11 protein-coding genes and 1 pseudogene are annotated in these 12,568 nt (G+C 66.7%); 5 read left to right on the top strand and 7 right to left on the bottom strand.

Annotation, left to right across the window (positions count from 1 at the left end):
* The first annotated feature begins 82 nt into the window (after window positions 1-82).
* Entirely contained in the window at window positions 83-1,270 is a 1,188-nt protein-coding gene (locus tag G9373_RS03550; RefSeq protein ID WP_167113890.1) for a serine hydrolase domain-containing protein, read from the top strand.
* Window positions 1,271-1,340: 70 nt separating this feature from the next.
* Here the strand turns inward: G9373_RS03550 and G9373_RS46200 are convergent.
* Window positions 1,341-1,685 (bottom strand): annotated as a pseudogene (locus tag G9373_RS46200) (deaminase); the annotation flags it as partial.
* A gap of 57 nt (window positions 1,686-1,742) precedes the next feature.
* Window positions 1,743-2,129, bottom strand: a complete 387-nt coding sequence (locus G9373_RS03540; protein ID WP_240960341.1) for an FCD domain-containing protein — start codon at window positions 2,127-2,129, stop codon at window positions 1,743-1,745.
* Between the two features lie 398 nt (window positions 2,130-2,527).
* On the opposite strand from G9373_RS03540, the gene G9373_RS03535 reads away from it, so the two are divergent.
* Window positions 2,528-4,306: a CocE/NonD family hydrolase gene (locus tag G9373_RS03535; RefSeq protein WP_269591688.1), complete on the top strand. Its 1,779-nt coding sequence runs from the start codon at window positions 2,528-2,530 to the stop codon at window positions 4,304-4,306.
* Between the two features lie 133 nt (window positions 4,307-4,439).
* Window positions 4,440-5,579, top strand: a complete 1,140-nt coding sequence (locus G9373_RS03530) for an EstA family serine hydrolase (RefSeq protein WP_007301550.1) — start codon at window positions 4,440-4,442, stop codon at window positions 5,577-5,579.
* A gap of 18 nt (window positions 5,580-5,597) precedes the next feature.
* On the opposite strand, the gene G9373_RS03525 is transcribed toward G9373_RS03530, so the two are convergent.
* The 5 genes from G9373_RS03525 to G9373_RS03505 form a co-directional block, all read right to left on the bottom strand.
* The gene (locus G9373_RS03525; protein ID WP_167113885.1) at window positions 5,598-6,506 is read right to left on the bottom strand and encodes an ABC transporter substrate-binding protein; all 909 of its coding nucleotides are present in this window, start codon (window positions 6,504-6,506) and stop codon (window positions 5,598-5,600) included.
* Window positions 6,507-6,517: 11 nt separating this feature from the next.
* Window positions 6,518-7,273 carry an ABC transporter permease gene (locus tag G9373_RS03520; protein WP_005260948.1) on the bottom strand — a complete coding sequence of 252 codons (756 nt, stop codon included), beginning with the start codon at window positions 7,271-7,273 and terminating at the stop codon, window positions 6,518-6,520.
* Window positions 7,270-7,920, bottom strand: coding sequence for an ABC transporter permease subunit (locus G9373_RS03515; protein ID WP_005250988.1), 651 nt, complete (start codon window positions 7,918-7,920; stop codon window positions 7,270-7,272). The genes G9373_RS03520 and G9373_RS03515 overlap by 4 nt, the downstream gene beginning before the upstream one ends.
* Window positions 7,917-9,032: an ATP-binding cassette domain-containing protein gene (locus tag G9373_RS03510; RefSeq protein WP_167113882.1), complete on the bottom strand. Its 1,116-nt coding sequence runs from the start codon at window positions 9,030-9,032 to the stop codon at window positions 7,917-7,919. The genes G9373_RS03515 and G9373_RS03510 overlap by 4 nt, the downstream gene beginning before the upstream one ends.
* A 65-nt stretch (window positions 9,033-9,097) precedes the next feature.
* Window positions 9,098-10,594 (bottom strand): aromatic amino acid ammonia-lyase, encoded by a 1,497-nt coding sequence (locus G9373_RS03505; RefSeq protein ID WP_005571859.1) that lies wholly within the window; start codon window positions 10,592-10,594, stop codon window positions 9,098-9,100.
* 256 nt (window positions 10,595-10,850) lie between these two features.
* Here G9373_RS03505 and G9373_RS03500 point away from each other — a divergent pair, with 256 nt between their 5' ends.
* Window positions 10,851-11,936: an S-(hydroxymethyl)mycothiol dehydrogenase gene (locus tag G9373_RS03500; protein WP_005571858.1), complete on the top strand. Its 1,086-nt coding sequence runs from the start codon at window positions 10,851-10,853 to the stop codon at window positions 11,934-11,936.
* Window positions 11,933-12,565: an MBL fold metallo-hydrolase gene (locus G9373_RS03495; protein ID WP_167113879.1), complete on the top strand. Its 633-nt coding sequence runs from the start codon at window positions 11,933-11,935 to the stop codon at window positions 12,563-12,565. Before G9373_RS03500 ends, G9373_RS03495 begins: the two co-directional genes overlap by 4 nt.
* The last annotated feature ends 3 nt before the right edge of the window (window positions 12,566-12,568 follow it).

Here is a 12,568-nt window from a genome sequence, read left to right as displayed (position 1 = left end):
CCCTGGGCAACGACGGTCTGCGCCTAGAATCCCAGTGAGCAGCGACTCCCACTCGACCTCTGCGTACGAAGGGATCGACCCCATGAGCTTGTCGACTCGTAGCCGGCTGCGTCGAACGGCCACCGCGCTCAGCATCGTTTTTGCCCTCGCCACCGTTTCGTGCGGATCGGACGGTCGCAGCGGCGAACAGCAATCAGCGGAAAACGGTCCCGACGTCGCGCACACCGATGATCCCAACGCCGACAAGATCGTCGCTATCGTTCGCGACAAGCTGACGGAGCTCGATCTCAGCGGCGCCGTATTCGGTGTGTGGCGCGGCGACGAGGAGATCGCCGCCGGGGCGGTGGGGGAGTCTCCGCTCGGCGTTCCCGCGACGCGTGACATGCAACTGCGAGTCGGCCAGCCGATGGAACCGATGCTGTCGACAATTCTGCTGCAGCTGGGCGAGGCCGGAACGCTGAGCCTGGACGAGCCGATCGCCAAGTGGGTGCCCGACTTTCCGCGAGCCGACAAGATCACCCCGCGGATGCTCGCCAACAGCACCACCGGCATTTCGGACTACGTGACCAACCCCGATTTCCTGAAGATCTTCTACGCAAATCCGATCAAAGGCTTTACGTCTCAGGAGATCTTCGACTTGGCGAACGCCCGCCCGCCGCTGTTCGAACCGGGAACCAGCTTTGCCTACGCGCACAGCGACCTGTGCCTGCTCGGTGTGGTACTCGAGAAGGCGGCGGGAAAGCCGTTGGGCGACCTCCTGAAGGAGCGGATCTTCACGCCGCTGGGGATGGACGCGAGCAGCGTGGTGCTGACACCCCAGATGAGTGAACCGATCCTGCACGGCTATACCAACGAACGTGGCGTCTTCGAGGACTCCACGTTCTGGAATCCCACGGCGTTCCTCAACAGCGGCAACATGAACTCGACGGTGGCCGAAGTCGCGCGGTGGGTTCGTGCGCTCGGCACCGGCGAACTCCTGTCCGACACGGCGTTCACGGAGATGATGGCGGACAAGACCGCCGGGCTGGGCCCGCTGACTGCGGACAAGTACTTCGCATTCGGAACCGTTCACCTGGGCAGTTGGCTGCTCATGAACCCGGCATTCGGGGGCTACAACGGCATCGCCCTCTACGAAACGGAGTCGAAGACCACGATCGTCGTCTACGCCACGCTCGGACCGACGGCCAATGCCAACGCCAATAACACTGTGCCGATCGGCAAGGAGATCGGTGCACTCCTCTTCCCTGACAACCCGCCGAAGGTGCCCTGATCGAACCGGCACCGGCGTGGTCGCCGGACCGTTCGTGGTCTAGTGCGACTTTCGCCAGAACAGATGGTGGCCGGACGTCCTTGCCCTGGGCCGCATCCCGCGCCTGATCGAGGACCGTTGCGGGATCGGCGTCGACGAAGTGGAACGTGGTGTCGCCGAGGGTGAACGACGGACGGGTGTGGTGGGTCAACACGAACACCGGAGTGTGGAACGGAGGCTCGTCACCCCACCAGCCGCGCCAGCCGTGGTCGTGCCAGGGACCGCGCTGCGGGCCGAATTTGTTGCGGCCCATGAACTCGGCGCCGATGTTGCGGGTGAAGTCCCGCGTGAAGTAGTCGTCGAGGCCGCGGCTTCCGCCGGGGTCGGTTCGCATGGGCCAGCTCGCCGTGGCACCGGCCCAGGCGAACATTTTCCCAGGGTCGGTGTGTCCTCCTGCGCTCTCGATGATCGGTGAGATCCGTTGTCGCTGGCGCTACCGGCATCCTGTTGAGTGGCGAGTTGAATCCTGATCCGCGACGTCATCGATCAACGATTCATTGTTGACGGCGACCGCGGCGTCGGCGTCACCCTTGCGGGCGGCCTCGACGAGACGTTCCTGGTACCTCCACAACGAGTCGTCTCCCGCCGTGTCCAGGGTGCCCTGCGCGCCGACGATCTTGTAGGCGCGGCAGTGCTGCCACAGGGAACGGATGGAATCGACGAGCACGGGGTTCGCTGCCGCCTCGTAGAGAATGGTCAACAGTGCCTCGTCGTGATCGAGAAGCGCCACCACCCGCCGTTCGGCGATGGCGGCCCGCATGAGTTCGTACTCGGTCTGCATCCGGTCGACGTCGGCGGGGCCGATCTGCTGGGCGCCCAATCGTGGGCCTCCACCTCGAGCAACCGGCGGACGTCGTAGGCATGCACCAGTTCGGCCAGGGTCAGGCCTTTCACGACCGCGCCCTTGTGGGGGACACGCTCGGCCAGACCGGCTTCCTCGAGCCGTCGGATCGTCTCGTAGACCTGGTCGGTCAACAGGGACGTTTCGGCGCGCTTGGTCACTACCACAGCTCACATATAAACCGCACGAGGGGCGCAGCCGTGTGCCAGACGACCTGCGCGAGTCTGCGAGCCGCGGTCCACACCGATGCCCGCGACACACCGGCAGCCTGAGTTGGTCGTGCGTCCAGAGCGTTTACGCTCGTCAGAGGTGCTCGGGGCGGAGTGACGGACGGCGGGTGGGCTGTGAAACACAGGGCGCGTAGATCGACTCTGGCGGTGGTGACGGCGGCGGCCGCGGTACTGACACCGATCGCGGCGGCGGCTCCGGCGACAGCCGATCCGCTCGGTTTCACGAAGACCACGCTCCATTTCCAGGTTCTCGTCGGACCGAACCGAGACGAGCCGTGCGACGTGATCGGCGACGTGTACAAGCCCGATTCGGCGTCGGCGTCGAATCGGGTGCCCGCCGTCCTCACCACCAACGGCTTCGGCGGTTCCAAGAATGACCAGGCCGGTATCGCCTCGTTCCTCGCGTCCCGCGGTTACGCGGTGCTCGCGTACTCCGGGCTGGGCTTCGGCGGTTCCGGCTGCAAGATCCACATGGACAATCCCGAGTACGACGGGCGAGCGGCGAGTGAACTGGTGAGCTTCCTCGGTGGACGCGACGGGATGGCGTTCGTCGATCCCGCGCACACCGTTCCCGTCCCCGGTCTCGACTACGTGGTGCAGGACGCGACCGCGCACCACGGCGCCGCCGAGGCGCACGATCCGCGGGTCGGCATGGTCGGCGGCTCCTACGGTGGGGCCGTGCAGTTCGCCGCGGCCTCGGTGGACCCCCGGATCGACACGATCATCCCGATGATCACCTGGAACGACCTCAGCTACTCGCTCGCGCCCAACGGCACCGACCAGACGACCGGGGTCAGCACGTCGATTCCCGGGGCGTCGAAGGTGGTGTGGTCGCTCATGTTCGGGGCCATCGGCGCGACCAACCCCCGGGCGGAGGGCTACGCGCAGGACCCCGCGCGGGCCTTCGGTTGCCCCAATTTCGCCGACCCCGCGTGCCCCGCACTGGCGCAGTCCGCGGTGCAGGGCTACCCGGACCCGGGGTCCGTCGAGTTCCTGCGCCAGTCGTCCGTGGTGTCGTACGCGGACCGGGTGAAGATCCCGGTGTTGATCATGCAGGGACAGCAGGACACCCTGTTCGATCTCAACGAATCGACGGCCACGTTCGAGACCCTGCAGGCGCAGGGCAACGACGTGAAGATGATCTGGCACAGCTGGGGTCATTCCGATCTCACTCCCGCCGAGGGGGAGATCAGCATGAAGAATCCGAACCCCGACACCCAGTACGAGACGGGCCGGATGGTCGACTGGTTCGACCACTATCTGAAGGACAGCGAGGTCGACACCGGGCCGGTGTTCAGCTACTTCCGCAACTGGGTCGACTACACCGGCAACGCCGCACCCGCGTACGCCGAATCCTCGGATGTCTCGGTGGGCCAGGACTATTCGCTCTACCTCTCCGGCGACGGCGCACTCACCGACCGCCTCGACGGCATCGTTCCCGGTGCACAGACGCTGAACACGCTGCCGGTCGGCCTCCCCACCGACCGGGAAGCGCCGGACACCCGGCCGGAGAATCAGGTCCCGCAGGGCGTGGTCCCCGGCACCCAGGCCGAATGGTCGTCCGTCATCCTCGGCGCCCCGGTGGACGTGGTCGGAGCCCCGACGCTCGACGTCCGCGTCACGGCCGCACCCGCGGTCGCCGGTGTCGAGGATTCGGTCGTGGTCTTCGCGAAGCTGTACGACGTGGCTCCCGACGGCACGGAAACGCTGATCAACGGACAGGTCGCGCCGGTGCGCATCGTGGCACCCGGTGAGCCCGTCCGCGTCACGATGCCGGCCATCGTCCACCGCTTCGATGAGGGCCACCGCGTACGCCTCGTGGTATCCGGGGGAGACCCGAGCTTCCGTGGAAGTCTCGTGCCGCACCAGGTCACCATCGCCTCGGGTGATCCGGGTCAGGCGCTGATGCTGCCCGTGACCGGCTGAGGTCGGGCCCCGTCCGGACGCGAGTCGTCACGAACGAGTGATTGACATCACACGAGGAGCGGGCTCACACTGGAACCCTCAATTGAACCCGATGTCAAGATCAATTGCATCGGCTGGTGGAGAGGAACCGCAGGTGACCAAGCTCGGAGGAGTGTGCGACAAGCGCTTCACGGCGTTGCAGGAGGCCCTGAAGGACAACCTCGACTCCGGTGAGGAACTCGGCGCGTCGATCGTCGTGACCCTCGACGGAGATCCGGTGGTCGACATGTGGGGCGGATGGTCCGACACCGATCACGCCACCGAATGGGAGCGCGACACCATCACCAATGTGTGGTCGTGCACCAAGACGGTCACCGCGCTCGCCGCACTGATGCTCGTCGATCGCGGACTGCTGGATGTCTACGCGCCCGTCGCGAAGTACTGGCCGGAATTCGCCGCGGCAGGCAAGGAACGCGTCGAGGTCCGCCATCTCCTCTCGCACACGTCGGGTGTCTCGGGATGGGATCAGCCGATCACGGTCGAGGACACGTTCGACCTCGCCGGGTCGACGAAACGACTTGCCGCCCAAGCGCCGTGGTGGGAGCCGGGCACGGCGTCCGGATATCACGCGCTGAACTACGGCCATTTGATCGGCGAGGTCGTCCGCCGAATCGACGGGCGCACGCTCGGCCGTTTCGTCGCGGAGGAGATCGCCGGACCGCTGGGTGCCGACTTCCACATCGGACTGGACCCGTCGGAGTTCGGCCGGGTGTCGAACGTGGTCCCGCCGCCTCCGCTGCCGATCGACCTGGCCTCCCTCGACCCCGCCAGTGTCATCGTCAGGACGTTCACCGGCCCCGGACCGGACGCGTCCGCGTCGTGGTCCGACGAGTGGCGCAAGGCGGAGAACGGTGCGGCCGGTGGCCAGGGCAACGCCCGGTCGCTCGCCCGGATCCAGTCCGTCGTGGCCTGCGGGGGCGAGCTCGACGGCGTCCGTCTGCTGTCGCCGGACACCATCTCCCTGATCTTCGACGAGCAGTCGAACGGTGTGGATCTGGCTCTGGGGCAACCGATTCGATTCGGCATCGGTTACGGACTGCCGACGCCCGTGTCCGTGCCGTTCGTCCCCGAGGGCCGCATCTGCTTCTGGGGTGGCTGGGGCGGCTCGCAGGTCGTCGTCGACACCGAACGACGGATGACCATGACGTACGTGATGAACAAGATGGGTCCGGGACTTCTCGGCTCCGACCGGACCGCCCAATATGCGACGGCGACGTTCGATGCGCTGAGGTGACGCGCGCCCGGGGCGTGATCAGGACGCCAGCCCCTTGTCCTCCAGCCATTCCCGGGCGATGTCGCCCATGTCCTCGAGGTCGGCCACCCGCTGGTTCATCTCGATGAGATCCTCGGTCGTCAATGCGGCCGACACGTCGGCCAGGACGCCGCGGACGTCGTCGCCTGCCTTGTTCTCGTTGATGATCGGGGTGATGTTCTCCGCCAGGAACAGGTGCTTGGTGTCCTCGAGCGCCATGAGGTTCTCCGAACGCATCGCCGGGTCGGTGCTGAACACGTCCGCCACTTCGATCTGGCCGCTCAGCAGGGCGTTGAGCGTCAGGGGACCGCCCGCGTCCAGTGCCAGGAACTCCTTGAACGTCAGGCCGTACTTGTCCTTCAGGCCTGCGACGCCGTTCTCCCGGGTCTTCCACTCGGGCGGGCCGCCGAGGGTCAGTTCGTCGGCGTGGGGCACGAGGTCCTCGATCGTCTCGAGCGAGTACTCGTCCGCGGTCTCCTGCCGCACCGCGAGAACGTCCTTGTCCTCGGCAGGGGACGGTTCCAGTGCGACGAGCCCGGCGGGCAGCTTGGCCTTGATCTCCGCGGTCACCTCGTCCGAGGCGGTCGCGGTGGTGGCGCTGTCGAGGTATTGGAGCAACGCACCCGAGTATTCGGGCAGCAGGTCGATGGAGCCGTCCCGGATGGCCGGGACGTACACCTCCCGGCTCCCGATGTTGAGCTTCTCGGTGACGTCGATGCCGTTCGCGCGCAGCGCCTCCGCGTAGATCGTCGCGATCAGCTGGCTTTCGGGGAAGTCCGCGGAGCCGACGACGATGGCGCCGTCACTGCTTCCGCCGTCGTCGGACGACAACGGGTCCTTGCCGATCCCGCATGCCGTCAACGACATCAGGGTGGCGCCGGTCAGCGCGACGATCAATGCCTTCTTCATGATGATGTCCTTCAGATCAGCGAGGGCTCGGGAGCGGATGTGGGTCGGGCCGCGACTGCGGTGTCGTCGGAACCGGATCGCTTCGTCGCGCCGCTCCGGACGCGTCGCGTCAGGCCGGGTGAGACGACCCGAACCGTGAGGAATCCGATCGCCAGGTCGAATGCGAGCGCGAGGAGCGACACGAGGACCGCTCCGGCGGCCATCTGCGCGTAGTCGCTCTGCGCCTTGCCGTCGATGAGGAGACGTCCCAGTCCGCCCAGCGAGATGTAGGCCGCGACGGTCGCGGTCGAGACGATCTGCAGCACGGCGCTGCGCACACCTGACAGCATCAGCGGCAGCGCGCACGGCATCTCCACCTCGGTGAGGATCCGCATCGACCGGAACCCCATGCCCCTCGCAGCGTCCACGGCGGCCGGGTCGACCGAGCGAATGCCCGCGTACGTGTTGGTGAGAATCGGCGGGATGGCCAACAAGACCAGCACGATCAGGCTCGGAATCAGATAGGCCAGCTTGGTCGAGAACGACGGCGCGATGACGAGCACCAGCAGGATCAGCAAGCCGATGGTGGGAAGGGCGCGCAGCGAGTTGGCCAGGCCCGCGACGACGACCGCGCCGCGACCGGTGTGCCCGATGTACAGACCGAGCGGAACCGCGATCAGCGCCGCCGCGAACAGGGCGAGGAACGTGTACATCAGGTGCTGGAGGAGGAGAGCGGGAATGCCTTCGGGCCCGGTCCAATGAGCACCGTCGAGCAGAAAGTCGATCATGATGCGACCACCTTCGGGGTCCACGGTGTGAGTAACCGATTGGCGAGCACGATGAGCAGGTCGAGAACCAGCGCCAGCAGCAGGCACAGCGCGATACCGGTGATGATGGGTGTGTAGAAACGCAACTGGAAGCCCTGGGTGAACAGTGACCCGATCTGCGGGATCCCGAGCAGCGCGGCGAGAGAAACGAGGCTGACGTTCGACACGACCGCGACGCGCAGTCCGGCGCAGATGACGGGAACGCCCACCGGCAGCTGGACTTTCAGCAGAGTCTGGTAGGGCCGGTAGCCCATCGCCGTGGCGGCGAGCACCGTCTCCTGCGGCACCGAATCCAGGGCGTCGGCGATGACGCGGACGAGCAGGGCGACGGTGTAGATCGTCAGCGCGACGACGATGTTCATCGGATCGAGGATCTTCGTTCCGAGGATCGGCGGGAGCAGGACGAACAGCGCCAGCGACGGGATCGTGTAGAGCAGGCCGGCCGTCCCCACCACATAGGGGTTGATCCGGCGACTGCGATGCGCCAGCCAGCCGATCGGCAACGCGACGATCACGCCGACGACGAGCGGCACGAGCGAGAGCAGGATGTGCCAGCCGACCAGTTCGGCGATGCGATCGGACTGGCGGCCCAGCCATTCGATGTTCATCGGGCCATCGCCTCCGTGGCCACGAGATCCGCCGACTCGATCGCCGCCACCGCCGCGTGTGCCGTCACGGTTCCCACGAGCACACCGTCGCCGTCGACGACGACACCGCGCTTGCTGGGTGCGGACAGGGCGGCGTCGAGTAGGGCCCGCATCGTCCCGTGCGCATCGGCGACCGTGCCACTGAGATTCACGTCGTCCGGGCGAATGCGGTCGACGACCGTCGCCGGTTGCACCCAGCCGATCGGCTTGTTCGCCGGGTCGACGACGAGCAACCAGTCGTCCGTGGTCCGCGTGCGGGCGTCGGATGCCGAATCACCGAGACGCGCAACGGGTTCGGCAACCGTCTCCACGCGGCCGTCGAGGTTCGAGAAACCCAGCGAACGGTAGCCGCGGTCGCGTCCGACGAAGTCGGCGACGAACTCGTCGGCGGGTTCGGTCAGCAACTCCAGCGGCGTCGCCGACTGCGCCAGGATCCCGCCGGTCCGCAACACGACGACCTGATCGCCGAGCTTGAGGGCCTCGTCGATGTCGTGCGTGACGATGATGATCGTCTTGCCGATGTCCTTCTGCAGTCTCAGGAATTCGTCCTGGAGCTGGCTCCGGACCACCGGGTCGACAGCGCTGAAGGGTTCGTCCATCAGCATGAAGGCCGGGTCCGCGGCGAGGGCGCGCGCGACCCCCACTCGCTGCTGCTGGCCACCCGAGAGCTGCCACGGATACCGGTCCGCGAAGTTCGCCGCGAGACCGACCGTCTCGAGCAGCTCCATCGCCCGGGTTCGGGCCTCCTTCTTCGTCTTTCCCAGCAATTTCGGCATCGTCGCGACGTTGTCCACGATGGTGCGGTGCGGGAACAGTCCGGCCTGCTGGATGACGTACCCGATCCGCCTGCGCAACAGCGCGGGATCCATGTCCGCCGTGGATTCGCCGTCGAGGGAGATGGTTCCGGAGGTCGGTTCGATCAGTCTGTTGATCATGCGAAGCGACGTAGTCTTGCCGCATCCCGACGGCCCGACGAGTGCTGTGATCTTCCCGCTCGGGCACTCGAGGTCCAGTTCGTTCACCGCTCTCGTGCCGTCCGGGTACGCCTTGGTGACTTTGTCGAATGTGATCATTCGCGTGCTACTTTCGTGTAATCCGAGTGGTGACACACTCGGAAGTTCGGCCTCGTGGGATTGCTTTACCGAGTAACGTCTTTCTCCGGATTCGGCATCTGTTCCAGAAACTTCACCGCTGCTTTCAGGTCGTCGCTCAGAGGCCGGTCGGTCGTCCGCGGGTCCAGGCACCTGCGCGCCCGGTCGAGGTACGCGCCGAGTTCGGTTGTGGTGTCGAGTTCGTGGTTCTGCTGGCCGAGGGCGCGTACCGCCGAGATCAGTTCGCACGCGAGCACGATGCGGGACTGGGCGAGGATGTCGGTGAGCTGGGTGGCGGCCTGCGAGGCGAAGCTCGCGTGGTCCTCGGTTCCGCGGGAGATCACGGTGTGTCCGAGAGACCCCGGCGCCGCGGCCATCCGGATCTCGGCGATGGCCGCGGACGTCGTGTACTCCAGCAGCATGGTGCCGCTGCTGCCGGCCGGACCGTCGGCCAGGAACGGCCGGAGTCCGGTGACCACCGGATCCGAGAGATTGGCAAGCCTGCACTGCGACAACAGCGCCGCGCTCGACAGCGCGAGTTTCGCCTCGTCCACGGCGAGCGCGATCGGCATTCCGTGGAAGTTCCCGTTGTGGAACACGGCGTCGTCCTCGACGGAGATGAGGGGGTTCTCGGAGGACGAGTTCATCTCGATCGCGAGCGTGCCTCGCAACCGCTGCAGCGCCTGCCAGGTCGCCCCGAGGATCTGCGGCAGGGCGCGGAACCCGTAGGAATCCTGCACGCGGGCAGCCTGTACGCGGTGGCCCGCGAGGAGTTCCCGGACCCGGCCGGCCACCTCCTCCTGGCCGAGGTGCCTGCGGGCAGCCTGCACCCGTGCCGCGAACGGCTCGACGGAACTGCGCGTCGCCAACAGCGACAGCACACCGACGATCAGGGAGTGCTCCAGCCAGTTCGCGACGCTGTCGGTGGCCGAGGCCGCGAGCGCGACCGTCATCGCGTTGGTCGAGATCAGCGGGAGTGCGTCACCCTGGTGTGCGGTCCACCGGCTGACGAATCGACCGTCCCGCAGAGGTGCCTCGCCCATCAACCCGAGCGCGATCTCGGAGAACGCGCTGAGGTCGCCGGTGCCTATCGCCCCGCGAGCGTGCACGGTGGGCTGTTCGTCCGCCGCGACGGCAGCGATCAGCGCGGTCACGATGTCGGGGTGCAGACCGGATCCGCCGTTGAGAATCTGATTGACGCGAATGATCATGGCGGCTCGGACGACGTGATCCGGCAGCGAGGGGCCCGAGCCGGTGGCGTGGCTGCGGAGAAGTCGAAGGTCCTGGTCGACGCCGTCGGAGACGGAGGTGTCCCGGTTGCCCCCGACGCCCGTGGTGCGTCCGTAGATGGGCTGCCGTTCGGCGATGCGCACGGCTGTCTCCCACGAACGGCGTGTGTGGTCGAGCGCTGCGGGGTCGGGCTCGATCACGATGGGCTCCCGGGCGAGCGCCGTGAGTTGGTCGACGGTGAGCTGGGCGCCGTCGAGCACCACCGGAAGGGGCGGGTGCGGTTCCTCGGTCGAGCTGGAATCTCTCCGGGTCATCAGAACTCCGTGATCGATGTGGTGTGCCTCACTCGTCGAGATGTATAGTCCTGTATATACCGCGACGTGTCAACCGTCAGTTTCCCGCCATGACCTCTATCGCAATACCGCCGCGAGCGGCTGGCATTCCGGCTAGGTCAACCTCTCACTTCGATCAGTCCCTCCGTGATGTTCCAGAACGTAGGGTCTCGGGAGAGGTGCATATATGGCCATGCATCGATCCCGCTATGACTGATCGACCGAAGGAATGAGTCCAATGCCGCAGCAGGTACGAGGCGTCATCGCCCGCTCCAAGGGTGCCCCCGTCGAGATCGCGACCGTCAACATTCCGGATCCCGGTCCGGGTGAGGTGGTGGTCGATATCGCGGCGTGCGGTGTGTGCCACACGGACCTCACCTATCGCGACGGCGGGATCAACGACGAGTTCCCGTTCCTGCTCGGCCACGAGGCGTCGGGGATCGTCGAGAGTGTCGGTGAGGGTGTGACGTCGGTGGCGGTCGGTGATTTCGTCGTCCTGAACTGGCGCGCCGTCTGCGGTCAGTGCCGCGCCTGTAAGCGTGGTCGCCCGCAGTACTGCTTCGACACACACAACGCTGCGCAGAAGATGACGCTCGAGGACGGCACCGAACTCACGCCCGCCCTGGGGATCGGCGCGTTCGCCGACAAGACGCTCGTCCACGCCGGACAGTGCACCAAGGTGGATCCCTCCGCCGACCCGGCAGTCGTCGGACTGCTCGGCTGCGGCGTGATGGCCGGTCTCGGTGCCGCCGTGAACACCGGCAACGTCTCCCGCGGTGACACCGTCGCCGTCATCGGCTGCGGTGGTGTCGGCGACGCCGCGATCATGGGCGCCCGCCTGGCAGGCGCCGTGAAGATCATCGCGATCGACCGGGACGACAAGAAGCTCGAGTGGGCGAAGGACCTGGGCGCGACGCACACGATCAACGGCGGCCAGGTGGACGCCGTCGAGGCGGTCCAGGAACTCACCGGCGGTTTCGGCGCCGACGTCGTGATCGATGCGGTCGGCCGCCCCGAGACGTGGAAGCAGGCGTTCTACGCCCGCGACCTCGCCGGCACCGTCGTGCTGGTCGGTGTCCCGACCCCCGACATGACCCTCGAGATGCCGCTGATCGACTTCTTCTCCCGCGGCGGATCCCTGAAGTCCTCGTGGTACGGCGACTGCCTGCCCGAGCGTGACTTCCCGATGCTCGTCGACCTGTACCAGCAGGGACGGCTGCCGCTGGAGAAGTTCGTCACCGAGCGCATCAAGATCGACGAGGTGGAGGCGGCGTTCCACCGCATGCACGCCGGTGAGGTGCTGCGTTCGGTGGTCGTCCTGTGAGCGGGGCGCTGCGGATCGAGCGGGTCGTCACCGAGGGAACGTTCGCCCTCGACGGCGGGGAGTGGAACGTCGACAACAACATCTGGCTGATCGGTGACGACACCGACGTCGTGATCGTCGACGCCGCCCATACCGCGCAGCCGATCATCGACGCGGTCGGGGACCGGCACGTGAACGCCGTGATCTGCACCCACGGTCACAACGACCATGTCACCGTCGCCCCCGAACTGGCCGAGCGTCTGCACGCCCCGGTGTTGCTGCACCCCGGGGACGATGTGCTGTGGAAGATGAGCCACCCCGACGCCAAGTACTGGCAGCTCGAGGACGAACAGCGGATCGCGATCGCGGGCACCGAGATCCAGGTGATCCACTCACCGGGTCACTCGCCCGGGTCGGTGTGCCTGTACCTGCCCGAGGCGGGGGCGCTGTTCTCCGGTGACACCCTGTTCTCGGGTGGCCCCGGCGCCACGGGCCGGTCGTACTCGGATTTCCCGACCATCATCGGGTCGATCCGGGACCGGTTGTTCGCTCTTCCCGAAGAAACACTCGTCCACACCGGTCACGGTGACGGAACCACGATCGGCACCGAGGCCCCGCACCTCGCCGAATGGATTGCACGAGGAAACTGACTC

Source organism: Rhodococcus sp. A14 (assembly GCF_011603105.1).
Taxonomy (GTDB): Bacteria; Actinomycetota; Actinomycetes; order Mycobacteriales; family Mycobacteriaceae; genus Rhodococcus_F; species Rhodococcus_F opacus.
The sequence above is the reverse complement of the archived record's forward strand: the minus strand, read 5'-3'. Positions and strand labels throughout refer to the sequence as shown.